14 protein-coding genes are annotated in these 16,198 nt (G+C 44.7%); 10 read left to right on the forward strand and 4 right to left on the reverse strand.

The window, feature by feature from the left end; translation table 11 throughout:
• Positions 1 to 55 precede the first annotated feature (55 nt).
• The 6 genes from rnc to ELAC_RS01340 all read left to right on the forward strand — a co-directional run bounded on the left by rnc (position 56) and on the right by ELAC_RS01340 (position 6,558).
• A complete protein-coding gene (gene rnc / locus ELAC_RS01315; RefSeq protein WP_098037480.1) occupies positions 56 to 769 on the forward strand; it encodes a ribonuclease III in 714 nt (237 codons plus the stop codon).
• Between the two features lie 30 nt (positions 770 to 799).
• Positions 800 to 2,173, forward strand: coding sequence for a DNA repair protein RadA (gene radA / locus ELAC_RS01320; protein WP_420810324.1), 1,374 nt, complete (start codon positions 800 to 802; stop codon positions 2,171 to 2,173).
• Positions 2,157 to 2,822, forward strand: a complete 666-nt coding sequence (gene hemC, locus ELAC_RS01325; protein WP_098037482.1) for a hydroxymethylbilane synthase — start codon at positions 2,157 to 2,159, stop codon at positions 2,820 to 2,822. Before radA ends, hemC begins: the two co-directional genes overlap by 17 nt.
• A complete protein-coding gene (locus ELAC_RS01330; RefSeq protein ID WP_098037483.1) occupies positions 2,822 to 3,463 on the forward strand; it encodes a uroporphyrinogen-III synthase in 642 nt (213 codons plus the stop codon). The genes hemC and ELAC_RS01330 overlap by 1 nt, the downstream gene beginning before the upstream one ends.
• A gap of 46 nt (positions 3,464 to 3,509) precedes the next feature.
• Complete coding sequence (locus ELAC_RS01335) at positions 3,510 to 4,124, forward strand: superoxide dismutase (RefSeq protein WP_098037484.1); 615 nt, start codon at positions 3,510 to 3,512, stop codon at positions 4,122 to 4,124.
• Between the two features lie 538 nt (positions 4,125 to 4,662).
• A complete protein-coding gene (locus tag ELAC_RS01340) occupies positions 4,663 to 6,558 on the forward strand; it encodes a glycoside hydrolase family 20 zincin-like fold domain-containing protein (protein ID WP_158227772.1) in 1,896 nt (631 codons plus the stop codon).
• Between the two features lie 559 nt (positions 6,559 to 7,117).
• Here ELAC_RS01340 and ELAC_RS01345 read toward each other — a convergent pair.
• On the reverse strand, positions 7,118 to 9,034 hold the full coding sequence (locus ELAC_RS01345) for a hypothetical protein (RefSeq protein WP_143406405.1): 1,917 nt from the start codon (positions 9,032 to 9,034) through the stop codon (positions 7,118 to 7,120).
• A gap of 438 nt (positions 9,035 to 9,472) precedes the next feature.
• On the opposite strand from ELAC_RS01345, the gene accD reads away from it, so the two are divergent.
• The 4 genes from accD to ELAC_RS01365 are packed head-to-tail and all read left to right on the forward strand — an operon-like array spanning position 9,473 to position 12,041.
• A complete protein-coding gene (gene accD / locus ELAC_RS01350) occupies positions 9,473 to 10,321 on the forward strand; it encodes an acetyl-CoA carboxylase, carboxyltransferase subunit beta (RefSeq protein WP_098037487.1) in 849 nt (282 codons plus the stop codon).
• A 50-nt stretch (positions 10,322 to 10,371) separates the two neighbouring features.
• The gene (gene dut, locus ELAC_RS01355) at positions 10,372 to 10,833 is read left to right on the forward strand and encodes a dUTP diphosphatase (protein WP_098037488.1); all 462 of its coding nucleotides are present in this window, start codon (positions 10,372 to 10,374) and stop codon (positions 10,831 to 10,833) included.
• A gap of 31 nt (positions 10,834 to 10,864) precedes the next feature.
• Complete coding sequence (locus tag ELAC_RS01360) at positions 10,865 to 11,314, forward strand: PTS sugar transporter subunit IIA (protein WP_098037489.1); 450 nt, start codon at positions 10,865 to 10,867, stop codon at positions 11,312 to 11,314.
• Between the two features lie 52 nt (positions 11,315 to 11,366).
• A complete protein-coding gene (locus tag ELAC_RS01365) occupies positions 11,367 to 12,041 on the forward strand; it encodes a PTS sugar transporter subunit IIA (RefSeq protein ID WP_098037490.1) in 675 nt (224 codons plus the stop codon).
• A 217-nt stretch (positions 12,042 to 12,258) separates the two neighbouring features.
• Here ELAC_RS01365 and ELAC_RS01370 read toward each other — a convergent pair whose 3' ends face one another.
• The 3 genes from ELAC_RS01370 to ELAC_RS01385 all read right to left on the reverse strand — a co-directional run bounded on the left by ELAC_RS01370 (position 12,259) and on the right by ELAC_RS01385 (position 16,080).
• Positions 12,259 to 12,807, reverse strand: a complete 549-nt coding sequence (locus ELAC_RS01370) for a hypothetical protein (RefSeq protein WP_098037491.1) — start codon at positions 12,805 to 12,807, stop codon at positions 12,259 to 12,261.
• A 16-nt stretch (positions 12,808 to 12,823) separates the two neighbouring features.
• Positions 12,824 to 14,401 carry a hypothetical protein gene (locus tag ELAC_RS01375; protein ID WP_098037492.1) on the reverse strand — a complete coding sequence of 526 codons (1,578 nt, stop codon included), beginning with the start codon at positions 14,399 to 14,401 and terminating at the stop codon, positions 12,824 to 12,826.
• 1,130 nt (positions 14,402 to 15,531) lie between these two features.
• Positions 15,532 to 16,080 (reverse strand): hypothetical protein, encoded by a 549-nt coding sequence (locus ELAC_RS01385; RefSeq protein WP_098037494.1) that lies wholly within the window; start codon positions 16,078 to 16,080, stop codon positions 15,532 to 15,534.
• Positions 16,081 to 16,198 lie beyond the last annotated feature (118 nt).

A 16,198-nucleotide genomic window follows, 5' to 3' on the forward strand; every position in this document is an offset into this window, starting at 1 on the left:
CTCTCTTTCCTTTTTTGACTTAAGCAAAATCAATCCTTTCGTTACGATTTAGGCCATGGAAAAAAAACATCATTCGTTAGTCAATCTCAAATTCATCGAAGAAAAGTTAGGCGCCGTCTTTCATGACAAAAGACTCTTGGAGCTCGCTTTTGTCCACCGCTCTTTTGTGAATGAAAACAAAGGGATCAAGGAGCATAACGAGCGCCTTGAGTTTTTGGGCGACTCTATCTTAGGTCTTATTGTCTCGGAGTTTCTTTTTAAAAATCTTCCGCTAACCCGGGAGGGGGAGCTCTCGTTTTTGCGCTCGCGTCTTGTCGAGGCAAAGTCATGTGCTCATTACGTCCAAAAGCTTGGAGTCGGCGAGTTTATCTTGCTTGGCAAAGGGGAAAAGCTCAATGAGGGAAAGGGAAGGCTGTCGATCCAGGCCGATCTTTTTGAAGCGATCATGGGAGCACTTTTTCTCGATGGCGGATTTGATGCCTGCAAGAATTTTTTCTTCTCCCACTTCATGAACGAAGTGGACAAAATCCTGAAGATGCCGCTGCAGAACTGGAAAGCGATCCTGCAGGATCTGTCGCAGAAAACGTTTCAGGAAATGCCTGTTTACAACGTCCTTGAGGCAACCGGGCCCGATCATAAGAAATCGTTCAAAGTTGCCGTCCTGATTAAAAATAAGACTCTTGGCGAGGGAACGGGATCGTCCAAAAAAGAGGCTGAGCAGCAGGCAGCTTGTGAAGCCCTGAAAAAACTCAAGCCTGAACTTTTTTAAAGAGACTCTCTAAAAAGGCGCTTCATGGCGATCAAAGATAAGCAACGAACTGAATACGCCTGTGCCACATGCGGCACGAGGCAGATGAAGTGGACGGGACAGTGTCCCAAATGCCTTGAGTGGAATACTTTCCATGAAGAGGTCCGCTTTGTGGAAAAGTTCGATGCCAAAAAGAGCCGCATCACCGAGAAACCAAAACCCATCCGCTTAAAAGATGTCACCCTCAAAGAAACAACCCGCTTTGAGACGGAGATAAAAGAGTTTGACCGGATGATCGGGGGCGGCATTGTGCCTGGATCGCTCGCTTTGGTGGGAGGAGAACCCGGCATCGGCAAGTCCACCCTGATGCTGCAGCTCTCGGCACGGATTGCCAATAAGGGAAAAACCGTTCTCTATGTTACGGGTGAGGAGTCCGTCGAACAGACGACAATCAGAGCCCGGCGTCTTGGAATCGAGGAAGAGGGGCTGTTTCTTCTTGCAGAAACCAATTTCAATCACATCCTCCAAGAGATCGATGACATCAATCCCGATGTGCTGATCGTTGACTCCATTCAGGTGATTTACAAAGCCGATCTTCCTTCTGCCCCGGGGTCGGTGACCCAGGTGCGGGAGACGACGCAGGAGCTGATGCTGCTTTCGAAGGGCAGAGCCATTACGACCTTCATTATTGGTCATGTGACGAAGGGAGGGGATATCGCCGGCCCGAAAGTGCTTGAGCATCTTGTCGACACCGTCCTTTATTTCGAAGGCGACAAACAGAACAATTTCCGGATGATCAAAGTGGTCAAAAACCGTTTTGGCCCGACAGACGAGGTCGCCGTGTTTCAGATGTTGAAAGGGGGCCTTGCCGAGGTGCCGAATCCCTCCGAGCTGTTTTTGGCGGAACGGGTGCTGGAAGTGCCCGGAGCTGCCGTCTCTGCCGCCCTTGAGGGCAACCGGCCGATCCTGATCGAGGCGCAAGCCCTTGTTAGTGAAACCAATTTTCCGGCTCCGATGAGAAGGTCTTCAGGTATCGATCAAAATCGCCTGGCTCTTTTGCTTGCCGTCTTAGAAAAAAAAGTCCGCTATCCTCTTTATCGCTGCGATGTCTTTGTTTCTGTTGCCGGCGGTTTAAAGATTGTCGAGCCGGGTCTTGACTTGGCTTTGGTCCTTGCCGTCGCCTCCTCTTTCCGCAGTAAGCCAATCGACAGAAATACCTGTATGGCAGGAGAGGTCGGCCTCTCCGGAGAGGTGCGCCCGGTAGCCCGGATTGAAAGCCGTATCAAAGAGGCTAAACACATGGGGTTCAAGCGCTTTATCTTGCCTAAGAGGAATATGAAGGGTCTCTCGAAAGAGGCCAGGGAAGGGATTATTCTTGTAGGAGCTGATTTTATCGAGGAGGCGATCGATGCCTGTATCAATTGAGATTAGAGTAGGAGCGAGGAGCTCCAATCTGTCTAAAGCGCAAGTGGCCGAGGTGCTCGCGTTGATCCGAACGAACTTCCCGGAGATCTCATTTGAGCCTGTTTTTGCTTTAAGCGCAGGGGATAAGGACAAGGCGACCTCTTTGAGAGATATCGGAAAAACCGATTTTTTCACAAAAGAGATCGATGAGATGCTGCTTAACGGGTCGGTCAGAATTGCCATCCATTCCGCCAAAGACCTGCCGGATCCTTTGCCTGAAGGGTTGAGTCTGATCGCCCTGACAAAGGGTGTTGACCCCGCCGACTCCCTCGTTTTAAGGCATGGTGATTCTTTAGACACCTTAAAAAAAGGGGCCGTGATCGCGACATCCTCCGAAAGAAGGGAACAGGAGTGTCTGAAACTTAAAGATGATTTTACCTTTATCGACCTTCGGGGAACCATTGAAGAGCGTCTTTTGAAGCTGGACAGGAGAGAAGCCGACGGGGTTGTTGTGGCGGAGGCTGCCTTGATTCGTTTGGGATTGACTCACTTAAACCGCGTCCGCCTCCCGGGTGAAACGGTTCCGGGGCAGGGGCGTCTTGCCATCTTGGCAAGAGAGGGAGACTCCGAGATGCAGCAGCTTTTTTCCTGCCTCCACTTCAAGCAGTGATGAAGGAAGCACCGCGCGTTCTCTATCTTGGGCTGCAGCCTCCCCTCGAGGCAAACATCACTCACTATCCTGTGATCGCTATTTTTCCGCTTCATTTTACCGTGTATGAAAAAGAGCGCCTTCGCTCCTCCTTTATTCAGGCCGAATGGGTTTTGTTCACCAGTAAGAGTGCCATCGATCCCCTTCTTCGCCTCTTGGAAGGCGCTTCCTTTGAAGGGAAGACAGTCTTCTCCGTGGGGAAGAAAACGGCTTCCGCTTTAAAAGAGAGAGGAATTCAAGTGGACCAGATTCCTGAGGAGGAGACGCAGGAGGGGCTGATCGCTCTTTTCAAGAAGCACCCGTTGCGGGGCCGGACTGTGTTTTGCGGCAGATCGTCTCTCTCCAGGAATGTCCTGAAAAAGTTTCTTCTCGACCGGGGAGCCATCTATTTCGATCCCGTACTCTATGAAACGAAAATATCCTATGATGAATCGAACAAGCCCTCGCTCAATGACTTCGATGAGGTGCTGTTCACAAGTCCCTCAACTGTCGATGGTTTCGTCCAGGCCTTCGCCGGCTGTCCCCTCCCTAAAAATCTGAAGTTGAAAGCAATCGGTCCTGTCACAGAGAAAAGACTGGAGGAGGTTTTCTCGAAGTGTTGATGTTTTATAAAAAAAGGCTCAATATCGAGGAAAAAGGAGTCTAACCATGGCGAAAAAATTTGAACTTCCCAAACTGCCTTACGCACTGGAAGCGCTAGAGCCGGTAATCAATGCCGAGATCATGAATCTGCACTATAATAAGCACCATAACGCTTATGTCACCAACCTAAACGTCGCGCTGGAGAAGTTCGAAGAGGCCGAAAAAAAAGGGGATATCGACGCACAGATCGCCCTTCAGCCACAAATTCGTTTTAATGGCGGCGGACACATCAACCACTCCATTTTCTGGAACAATTTAGCTCCCAAAAACGCAGGTGGCGGCGAGCCTCCCAAAGGCGAGCTTGCGGAGATGATCAAGAAACAGTTCGGTTCGCTCGATCAGTTTGTCCAAGACTTCAGTGCCCAGACGGTGGCGATCCAAGGATCCGGATGGGGATGGCTGGGCTTCAATCCCAAGAAAAAGTGTCTTGAGACATCCATATGCTCAAACCAAGATCCGCTCTCTATGACAGGCTTGGTTCCGCTGCTTGGCATCGACGTGTGGGAACACGCCTACTACCTCCAGTATAAGAACGTCAGGGGCGACTATGTTAAAGCCATATGGCAGATCGTGAACTGGAGCAATGTCGAGGAGCGATTCAACAAAGCAGTTTCTGCTTAATTTTCTTTCATTCCCTTAAGCTCTTGCTCTTAGAAGCAAGAGCTTGTGGGTGAACTACCCCTATATCTCTGCTGCTACCTTCTATTTACTCCTTTATAAACAGTATCTTGCCATTGCTTGCCCAGTTGGGCGATGCTCATCATACTGTTAAAAGGGGTGTGATTTTTCCTTTTTGATGAAAACCAAACAAACCACAAAAAAATTAGTGAATGTTCTCGCAATTGACTGACCACAAGTTACCTAATATTAGAAATATGAGGTGAGTGTCATTCGATCCCACGAATATCTTGGAGCTAAAAGGGTAAATCTTGAAGGTCTTTTAGTGTTAATATTGATTTATTAATTAGTATTTAAATGATTGTGTTCAAGATCTTTTTATTTGAGTGGTCGATAAAGTGGTTTTTCAATTTTATGTTATTTGGTTTATAATATAAAAAATGCATGTATTTAGAGGCTGGGTTTTTTTATGGATGTATCATCGTCTTCTTCGTTATTCTCACCATCTTCCCTTCTATCTAGTTCCTCGCTGGACACTAATTTGTTTGCAGTCGAGCCCCATGAGGTTGCTTTCACTCAAGGTTCACTTAAACTCGGAGCTGATGTTTCCGTCGGATTGGGAAATGGACTGAAGCGCGTCTTTGAATATTTGCAGGACGAATTGGCGGATCGCAAAGTAGCACTGAAGATTTCCGATGATACCGAACACATCATTTCCATCGGCATCGATGCGGATGTCGTTCCTGAAAATGAAGGTTATATTCTTAATATAACCGAGAAAGGCATTTCGATCGTTGCACATGATGAGCAAGGGGCCTTCTGGGCTGTTGTCACCCTTTTGGAGGTAGTGGATAGTTCATCGAAAATTGCGGGAAGCAGAATTAAGTTGCCATGCCTAACCGTACATGACTGGCCGGATTATTCTGTAAGGGGATTCCTTCTCGATGTCAGCAGGGACAAGGTTCCATCCATGGAAACGTTATACCGCTTGGTGGATCGATTAGCGAAGTATAAAATCAATCAGTTTCAGCTCTATTTTGAACATGTTTTTGCGTATAGAAAGCATAAGGCGGTATGGAAAAATGCGTCTCCATTTTTGCCGGAAGAGATACAGGCCTTGGATCTATATTGCAAAAGAAAAAACATTGAACTTGTAGCGAATCAAAACAGCTTGGCACACATGCACCGCTGGATAATGCATAAGGGATATAAAGAGCTGGCTGAAACTCCTTCTACGGTTTCCAAAAAAAATCTGGAACGGGAGAACTACGAGCATGAGGGTAATCCGGGGTATAGCTTATGCCCGACGAACCCAGGTACTCTTGAGTTGATTGAAGGACTCTACAAAGAGCTGTTGCCGAACTTCACTTGCCATACGATCAATGTCGGATTGGATGAGCCGAATGATTTGGTGCGAGGGGGCGAGAAATCGCGGGCTCTGATTAGAAAAAAAGGCATTTCAGAAGTCTATTTTGACTACCTTCAAAACATCTACAAGTTGGTGAAGAGTTTTGGTAACGATCGTGTCATGCAGTTTTGGGCGGATTTTATCATTACGGAAGACGAGTTAATCCGTCAACTTCCTAAAGATGTCGTGCCTCTGCTTTGGGGGTACGAGGATGAATTTCCTTTTGAGATGGGACGGAAATTTTATGAAAACGGCATTCGCTGGTTTGTATGTCCTAGTACATGCAGCTGGAGTTCAATCGGGGGCAGAGCTGATGATGCCATAAAAAATTTGTCTCAGGCTGCCTTGAAAGGCAAAGAGAATGGAGCTGCCGGATATCTTATCACTGAATGGGGTGATAACGGTCATCATCATCCTTTGTCCGTAAGTCAATTAGGACTTTATCTTGGCGCCCGCTTTTCGTGGAACACCCGTTCGGCAAAGAAGTTTTCTTCCGATAGTTTGCCGCTTTTGCTCGATAACCATGTGTTTCATGATAAAAACCACAAAATGGGCCAGATTTCTTTAAAAGTGGGCGATGTCTACAAGCAGGTGTTAAAGCCCAATTCAACTCTGACATGCTGTTCAGCTCTCTTGCGGATTCTTGTGTTTAACAATGATTTGCCGGATAGAGAGGTTTTGGAATCTCTTTCTAAAGAGGGATTGCAAAAGGCAATTGAGACACTTTCTGAATCAAAAAAACACTTGCAAGAAGCGGCTCTCGATGGATGGGAGGGTGGTTTAGTGCTCCAGGAATATCATTGGGTGATTGATGCTTTGTCTTTTGCCGCCAAATTTGGAATCGTACTTCTTGAAAATCCCGCTATTAAATCAGTGAATGATTTGAAGAAAAGTGATCGGAAAGAGCTTTTAAAAGAATTGATTCCCGTTCTTGATCTTTATAAAACAACCTGGGCTTTACGCAATAGGAAGGGGGGTTTTGAAGATTCGTTCCGGAGACTCGACCACTTAAGAACACTCTTAAAGTAACTCACATGGACCAAAATACCTGTCAGAGGCAAATCAAGAGCCAAATGGGTTTACTCCCTTGGGATCAAGCTACTCCTGCGACAGCTTGTAAAGATAAAACTATACGGCAGCGTTGGAGAGTAGGCTCTCAAGACGGCAGCGTTGGAGAGTAGGCTCTCAAGGAGATAGTTGTCGAAACCCTGCTTGAAGAATCGGATCGATTAATCTCTTAAACAAGCGATCATCACGGGTCTGTCAAAAAAAATGTGTAAATAAATTGATTAGGTAGAGTTTTTTTACTCCGCCTATTCAAGAGAAAATTACCACAGCGAAACGGAGTGTAGCTGTGGTTACTTGCACTAGGAGACAGACAAATGAATCTCTCTTTAGTTTTAGAATTAGCAGGAGCCGGTAGGGATTCTCGAAGCTTTCATGCCAAATTTTGAGATACTTTCAGTATAAAGCAACTTTTAACTTTGGAAACCTGAGTCTGCTTTAATTTTTTTCCTGTGGTAGCTTTGCAAGACCGCTAGGTGGGGGCGCCTTTTTCTGAAGTTGATGTGATTGAAAACACCTTATTCTAGTGCATGATGTCCAACGTGCCAATGAGTTTGCTGACAGGCGAAGCTAAGCTATCGACTGTTTGCTGGAATTGACCGCTCGGCATTGGTATCGGCGTGTCGGCTCTTACACGTGTGCCATTTGATCTTAACTCATCCCGAGCATCCATCTCTTCAGAGCTTAATTTCGAGGTGGTCTCTTCTATTTTCTCCAATTCCTTTTTGACAAGTGGGGTCGTGTGTGAAATCAGCCCTCTCTTCACTTTCAGCTCCAACCTCTTGCCTAAGTCAAATTCTTCCTGGACTTTCGCTCCATATTCTCTGAAATTGGCTCTTGTGCTGGGGTCTTTGAGAGCTGACGCAATGGATTCATAATCCATTTTCCCCTCAAAACACTGCATTTTTTCCATGACTTGCTGAAATTGGGGATCGATGGTGCCAGCAAGTCCGGACATTTGTTGGCCTAAGCTTATGTCGTTCGGCAATTGTTCATAAAAAAAGGATTTTGAGGCAGAAACTGCTTCACCAAAACTTTGGTTGCCAGTTATTAATGTCTCAGGTTCGCTATGTTCAACCAGCTTCATCACATCGGAATGAGGGATGGGAAAACAATCGATGATACGCAAAGTTTTACCATCGCTCGGCGCTCCAGGGACATCATGCGAGATGGAGCCTTCAAGTTTAAATGTACCGTCGTCATTTTTGACCGGAACAAGTCGGGTGACTTTGGATTTGGTCCCATCGGGGTTTTCAACTTCAATAGTTTGAATTTCCCGTTTAACTTTGATAACTTCCACTTTCGATATTCCGTTTTCTTTGAGTAAATTGAATGAGATATCATCGACCTCCCGGCCCTTTCCTCCAAAATTGTCCATAAAATGAAGTCCTTGATTGTCGACGTTCAGGTTCCAGTTAGCGCCGGGGATATGATTTTCTGTTCGCATGAAGAAATCGATGTCTTTCTTGTCATCATCATTCATTTTAATAATTGATTTCATGAAACCGGCGGAGGGGTTGGGCATGTGCGCATAAGCGAAATACAGTTTGTTAGAAGCGGAATAGTCTTCGGGAGATTTACCATTCAGAATCAGATCCCGGGCTTGGTGAGATGCCATTTCGGAAACTCCCTTGCCGCTAGTTTGCGTGTCGCTGATGTGGGTGAGCCGGGAGTCAAGAAAAATTCCCAAGGAGGCGCTGCCGAGTCCGCCGCTGGCAAGCGGTCCTCCCCAGCCATATTCTTTGACCATCAATTTTTCTGGTGGAGTCTGAAAATTACTCCACAGGTGTTCAGCTTCCGTACAGGCATTATCAGGCATGATTAGAATCATACCGGGTTCTTTTGCATCGCTCGGTCGTTTGTCGAAGGCGTTGACATTTCCAGCCGGCAATCCGGAGTTTTTTGTCTCGCCGCGGATTTTTGCGATGGCGTCATCCATTTTAATGGTTCTCACTTCCAGCGAAACCTGAATGTCTAAATTGGGAAACTTTTCCTTCAAAGCGTTGACTGTTTTTACGGCAAGCATCAAGTCTCCCATCCCATTGTCTTCCCTGACGTGAACCATGATGCTCTGGCCGTCTGGAATTTTAGCTTTGTCAAAAAGCATGTCAACGTGCATGTCGACTTTTCCAATCATACCGCGATAGTCGCTTCTGGAACTTTCGGGAACAGCGGCTTCTAGTCCACTGTGAGCCTTTTCCAAGTTTTTGGTAGCTTTGCTCATCTGCACGGTTGAGCTTTTGCTTTCCTGTACGTTTTTGGGCAAAAGGTGTTCTGCAACTGATGATTTGACTCGAGCTAGAACACTGCCTGATTTGTAACTATCTTTCATGACCTTCATCTGGCTTAGCTTATCAAGGGCCATCTTCGCTTCTTGTGGGGATAATGTTCCGCTTTCTGCTGCTTTGCCTATTTCTTTTGCCAATTTAGCCAGGGTCATCGATTTTCCGGAGATCTTAACATCCTGACCTTTATAGGATTGTGTGTTATAATTGTTAACGAAAGAATTAACTAGATTGTGGCCTATATCCATATAAACCTCTCTTTCTTTAGTATAATTATAAAACAAAAAACGAAAAAATATATAATTAAATTTTTAACTTAGTTCTTCTTGTTAAGAATTTTTAAATATTAAAAAGGGTGTATTTGAGAAAAACTTGGCGGAAGCCCTTTAGATTGCCGGGGGTATCAAGATTGTTGGTCTTTCACCTTAACGAGCTGGTGAACGCATGCCCGTCTTTGCATAAAATAAAAAACATGGTACGATTCGCGTAGTAATCGATAAAATTAAGTTGAACAGATTCAAAATGATAAATTGTAGCGACGCACTGGAGCATTTGCTTCTGTCAACCAAACAGGATATGTAAAGAAGTCAGGTATGGGTCTTTTTTCCAGAAGCAAGCCGAAAATCAAGATACAGACGACCAAAAAAGATGGTTACAGCGGCTGGCTGAAGTGTGTTGACTGCAATGAGATGATTCATGCCAATGAGCTGAGTAAAAACTACAGCGTGTGCCCTAAGTGCGGCTATCACTATCGCCTTTCGGCCGAAGAAAGGATAGCGCTTCTTTCCGACGAAGGCACCTTCGAGCTCATGTTTGACGATATCCGCTCGGAAGACCCGCTGACTTTCCAAGACACGGAGCCCTACGGTGAAAGGCTTACTAAAGCGATGGAAAATACCGGCAGGACGGAAGCTGTTTTGGTGGGGCCGTGCCTTATCGGCGGTCAAAAGGCCGCTCTTGGCGTGATGGATTTCAATTTCATGGGGGGGTCGATGGGTTCGGTGGTCGGCGAGAGGCTGACTCTTCTCATCGAATATGCCATCAAGAAAAAACTCCCGGTCGTGATTGTATCTACCTCCGGTGGAGCGAGGATGCAAGAATCGATTTTCTCCCTCATGCAGATGGCCAAGACGAGCGCAGCTCTTGCCAAACTCGAAGAAGTAGGCCTGCCTTTTATTTCCATTCTGACAAATCCCACTACCGGCGGAGTGACGGCCTCTTTTGCCTCCCTCGGCGACATCATCATAGCCGAACCTAAGGCGTTGATCTGCTTTGCCGGACCCCGCGTGATCGAGCAGACGATCGGACAGAAATTGCCTGAAGGAGCCCAAAAATCGGAATTCCTCTTGAATCACGGTATGATTGACTGTATCGTGAAAAGGCATGACCTGAAAGATACCGTTTCAGAGATGCTCGAACTTCTCGTCAACAAACAAAAGTAATAAATATATACTTCTTTCACTGTTTCAAGTATTAAATTAGGACAACACCCATGCCAGCTGCACAAAATTTGAAAAAAGTCGTCATCAGGACAAAAATGGACAAGGGAGCGGAGCTTCCCGTTTATGCATCCAAGGGTGCTTCCGGAGCTGATGTGCGTGCGGCGATTGAGGGGGAGCTTACTATGCAGCCAGGTCAGTACCTCGCCGTGCCGACAGGACTGTATATGGATATCCCGGAAGGTTATGAAGTTCAGGTCAGGCCGAGAAGTGGACTGGCTCTGAAAGAAGGTGTAACCGTTCTGAACACTCCAGGAACGGTAGATCACGATTATCGCGGGGAGCTGAAGGTGATTTTAATCAACTTCAGCAATAAGCCTTTTGTGATCACTCCCGGAATGCGTATTGCCCAGCTAGTCGTGGCACCTGTTTTGCAAGCGGAGTTTGAAGAAGCCGATGCAGTGAGTGCGACCGCCAGAGGGGCTAACGGTTTTGGAAGTACAGGGCTAAACTAGGCGAGGAAGGAGTTTTCGCCGGGCGGTTTTTATGAAAAAAATCTACAATTACATCAAAGAAGAACTGATAGGTTTTTTTGATCCGAAGTCCAGGGACGAGGCTATAGCGGACATGGTCGAGATGGCTCATGCCCAGTTTTTTCTTCAGGACCAAGAGCAGTTTTTAAAGGCCATATTCGAAAGGGAAAAGATTGTCTCTACCGGGATCGGGCTGGGTGTTGCCATTCCCCACGCCAAGCTGACGCATGTCGACGATTTTTTTATTGTGATCGGCTGTCTGAAAAATGGGGTGGAGTGGAACGCGATGGATGGCCAGCCGGTGCGCATTGTGTTTCTGATTGGCGGGCCTGATGACAAACAGACAGAATACCTGCAGATCCTTTCGGGGTTGACGGTGGCCATCAAGGACGATGCCCGCAGAAAAAAGATACTGAACGCCCAGAGCAGGGCGGAAATCATGGACGTTTTTAAGAATCTCTAATCATTTATAGCTGAACACTAGGTTCCTTTGTGGGAAAAGCGAGGATGCATCGATGGATCTGAAAGTAAAAGAGGTCGCCGATCTTCTTAATGTTTCTTCAACGGTTGTTGAAGAGTGGGTGCTGGAGGGCAGGATTCCTTGCTACCGTATTGGTGGAGAGTACCGTTTTAGCCGTATTGAAATTGAGGATTGGGTTCTTAACAAAAATAATCAATCGATCAGGGAAGAGGAGCTGAAGCCGGGTAAAGGCAATCGTCAGTTCAGCCTTTACAGAGCGATCCACAAAGGGGGCGTGCTCCATTCGATCCCGGGAAAAAATAAAGAAGAGATCATCCGTTTTGCGATGGAGATTATCGCAAACGACTTGAAGCTGGACAAAGACGTGCTTACCGAGATGATTCTCGACAGGGAAGAGCTGCAGCCGACTGCCGTTGGCAACGGCATTGGCGTGCCGCACACAAGAGAGTCTTTCATCCAGTCGCATCAAGACGCCGTTTACGTTGTCTATCCGGAAAAACCGATCACAGATTATGGCGCGCTCGACGGCATTGCAGTCGACACGCTGTTCTTCATCTTTGCCCACGACGACAAGAGCCACTTGCACCTGCTTGCCAAGGTGGCGCATTTTGCGAGCCAGGAAAAGTCGAGAACCCTGTTAAAGCAGATGCCCAACCGTCTTGCACTTCTTGAGGAGATCAAGAATTGGGAAAGCGGTCTAAACCATTAAGAGACTGTTTTCTCTTTCCGACGAGCGTCAAGTAATCCGGAGCAAATTAGGTCCACTTTATCTTGCTCAAGAACCTAGGTGGCGTAAAAGGCTGTTACCAGATTCGGCTCCTGTTGAACCAATTTTCGATCTTTTTTGGGGTCGATAACAGCTTTCACATAGTGATCTTAAAATCGATGAACTCCCAATTCGTTAACCGTCTCTAAGCTTTCCTAAGCTAGTCCGGATCGGATAATCGCACTTGATTGAAATAGCCGGGTGGAAACCATCTGTCGGGACAGCCTGAGCTTGCTATATGAGGTATGAAACCGGTCGGAGGAGGGGTGCCAAAGACCTCTTGATATTGCGAAGATGTATAGGAATCGAAAAAATCTATACCCCCATCGTCAATACTCCATGAACCGCGTGTGCCATATCCCCTTGCAAAGAAAAATATCCAAACGTTGCGCAAGAAATCACGAAAGGCACAGAAAATTCTGGTTAGAATATTTTTATCCCTAGAGTAGTTGCTCTCATAGAGTTTGCTTATCAGAGGCGTAATTTCCCTTCCAAGCTTCCGCTCTTCGTCAGTCGGTTCAAAATGAGTTTCTTGTAGCTCCATAAAACGAGCCGCTATTGCGTCTATGTCTACAGTTCCCTCATACCCTTCAGCATAAATATATCTGCCGCCGAAAAAGGAAATATCCTCTTTGGCATTTTTTACAATCGGGGCTATCTCTAAAAAATTGGATGCCCTGGATAAAGCAGTTTGCAGGTGTATTGTCATATCGTAATCTTATGTTTTATATTTTTTGATAGTCTGGATGTGTCAGATAATACTCAGGTTTTTGAGTGTATGATTTAGTTTGAGTAAACAAGACACCAAAGCCAGGCCAGCCTAAATCAATACCAACTGATTTTAAATAAGAATGAGCCCATGTAAAACAATTATGACCGCCGCCTCCGAGCGCTGAATAAGCCCCTAGAATGCTAAAAGGAGTGGTTTGTTCATCCCTTTCTTTTACCATTGCGTTGACCATCATTGTTATTTTTTTGCTTGTTAGCAGCCATACCCTGGTTCTTTCAATGAATCTTAATTTATTCTTGTCTACAAATTTCAATTTTATTTTGTTTTCATGCATTAAATGAGAAATGAGCGTGAATCTCTCTCCCAATCTTGTACGCTGTTGGTTATCAATCATAGATAATGATCCATCATAGATTCCCTGAACAACTATTAAAGCATGTTGGCCTGAATAAGCATTCGTATCATCGCAAATTAATGAAATAGCCCATCGGAATTTGCTAATACGGACATTTGCATCTAGTGTGCACGGAATGGTTCGTGGTTCGACGATTACATAAAATGGGAAGATGGATTCTACTAGAGGTCGTATCTTTTCTGACACAAGCAAATTTTTAGGAGCCGTGGAGGGTAAAAATTGACAAAACAGCTTTGTGATCAATGAAGGCAAGTGGCTTGGACCGTGTATTAAACTTTCTTGTCTGTGACCTAAAACTTGTGAACGAGAATCACTTGTCAGAAAATTACACCTAACTATTGTATTGTAAATAGCAAATCTCTTTTCTTTTTCCTCGATCCGGTTACGATTTTCTGCGCTTCCATAAATAAAGAGATCCTCTGGATCTTCATTATTATTTCCCTCGTTGTTTTCTGATGGAAGCAGAAATCCAGTAGATGGATAGGTTAGCCTGAGGTTCATGCTTCTCATGCGAGATGAGAGCCTCTCCATGTTTGGGCTCTTCCAAGCTTTTTCTTTTTTGAGATCGTATACTTTTTTTCGTTCCTCTTCGGCTTTCGCTTCTAGATCAAGAGATAATGGTAGATCTGTATCTGTTTCCTTTAAAAAAACGATATCTTTTATCAGGAAATCCTCTTCGAAGTCCTTTAGGATTCCGATAGCTCTTATATCCGCTTGCATCCACTCCTTGTGTTTTTCGAACATATTCCATGTTTTGCGGTGACAAGCATCGGAAACAAATGTGGCTGAAAATTTTTGCCATCTAGTTTCTCTGGTATTTCTATCGTACAATTGCCAAAGCGGGCCAAATCGTGAGTATACTAAGGATAGTTTTAATTGATTAAATTTTCTTTTAAATAGCAAAGGGCAAAAATCATAATGCTCTTTGTTATTCATAACGTGAATGTATATTTGATCTGTTGCATGGATTCTTCTAACAGCTGCTTCAGTTAACTCGACTCGGTTAGTTATCCTATTGTTTTCGCAGATTGTAAAATAGGGTTCTGTTCCTAGGAATAGTTTTATTTCCTTATTATTGACAACCCACATCTGATGGGGATTTTCGACAAAATCATTTGCAGTTGAATTCTGAAGCTGTGAGGTGGGACTTATATTCAAAATTAGATACTCCTAAAAACTTAATGCTCACATCGAGTTGTAATGAGCAATGATGTATTTGATCGTTCCTGCAATCAGTTGTAGTTATTCGGTAGAGTGATGTTGGTTATTTATTTGAAATTTAAATTGCAAAGGTAAATATCCACAGTTTTTTTATTTCTTCTATACGCATATTAACTTGTTTGGGCTGAAGGCAAATGGCCTAGAGCAGACAAGGGAATGTTGATTTTGTTTTCAGGCATAAATTATTAATTTTCTTAATTTTGGAGCTGTTTTAGGCAAGGCATGCAGTCGTCATCGGATTCTTAATGGTCAGCCGGAAGAGCATTCCTTATTCAACAACTAAAAATTAAATTTTTCTGCGCAATATGCTGGATTTTTATCTTTTCGCAGATAGTGAAGAGAACTTACTCGGAATCGGATTCGGAATCGGAGAAATATGGCATATTATGAACGCGCACTAACGTTTTAGTTCCATCGGGATTTTGGTGGAATTCACTTCTCATAACTAGTCTAAATGATTCAACGCCGAGGACACCAACACACTTTAAACTTGCAGCTGAAGTGGATATAGAAGCGTGGCCGATGTTTTTTGATACACTGGCCATCTTATCCACAAGAGAATCTGTTGAAGCGGAATTACACATTGATTTTTTAGAGCATGATGCGACTCTGTCAATGCTATATTTGATAGAACCTGTGTTTTTATCCACGCATTCTGCATTGAAAGTGTTATCAAGACAAAGGTGTGCCTTTTTAATGCCATCCTCGCAGGATAAACTTTTTTTGAAGCCACTGCTGTAACGATTGAAATCTCTGTCTATGTCAGGAAAAGTCCAAAATGTGTCTGTGGGGTCAGGAGTAATCATTAGTATTCTCGAGTTTGTTAAAAATTGATTTTGTAATTAGATAGAAATGCTAATTCATTTATGATAAAAATTCAATCGTTTTAATTTGAGATCTGTGCAGATTTACTACTTAAAAATTCTTGGAGAGACTGTGAGAGACGTTTAGGGATGTCAATCAATGGCAGGCAAGGTAGTTGGTCTCTGTCGAGAGGTGGCCAGAATTAGCACTTGCAAAGTGATCTTTTAAGTCGACGAACTCCCAATTCCTTAACCGTCTCTAAGTTAGACCGGATCGGATAATCGCACTCGATTGAAATAGCCGGGTGGGTACCATCTGTCGGGACAGCCTGATCTTGCCCAATGAGGCATGAAACCGGTCGGAGGAGGGGTGCCAAAGACCTCTTGATATTGCGAAGATGTATAGGCATCGAAAAATTTTATATCCCCATCGTCAATGCTCCATGAACCTCGTGTGCCATATCCCCTTGCACAGAACAAAATCCAAACGTTGCGCAAGAAATCACGAAAGGCACAGAAAATTCTGGTTAGAATATTTTTATCCCTAGAGTAGTTGCTCTCATAGAGTTTGCTTATCAGAGGCGTAATTTCCCTTCCAAGCTTCCGCTCTTCTTCAGTCGGTTCAAAATGGGTTTCTTGCAGTTCCATAAAACGAGCCGCTATTGCGTCTATGTCTACAGTTCCCTCATACCCTTCAGCATAAATGTATCTGCCACCGAAAAAGGAAATATCTTCTTTGGCATTTTTTACAATTGGGGCTATCTCAAAAAAATTGGATGCCCGGCATAAAGCAGTTTGCAGGTGTATGGTCATAGTGTTTGATGCTCTGGATGTTCAGGTTTTTTGAACCACACCATGCAAAACTATTGTTATTGTATCAAAAACCGGCCCGATTATAACAATGCTCTTATTAATCGAAGTATATCGAAAG

Origin of the sequence: Estrella lausannensis (assembly GCF_900000175.1) — a bacterium.
Taxonomy (GTDB): Bacteria; Chlamydiota; Chlamydiia; order Chlamydiales; family Criblamydiaceae; genus Estrella; species Estrella lausannensis.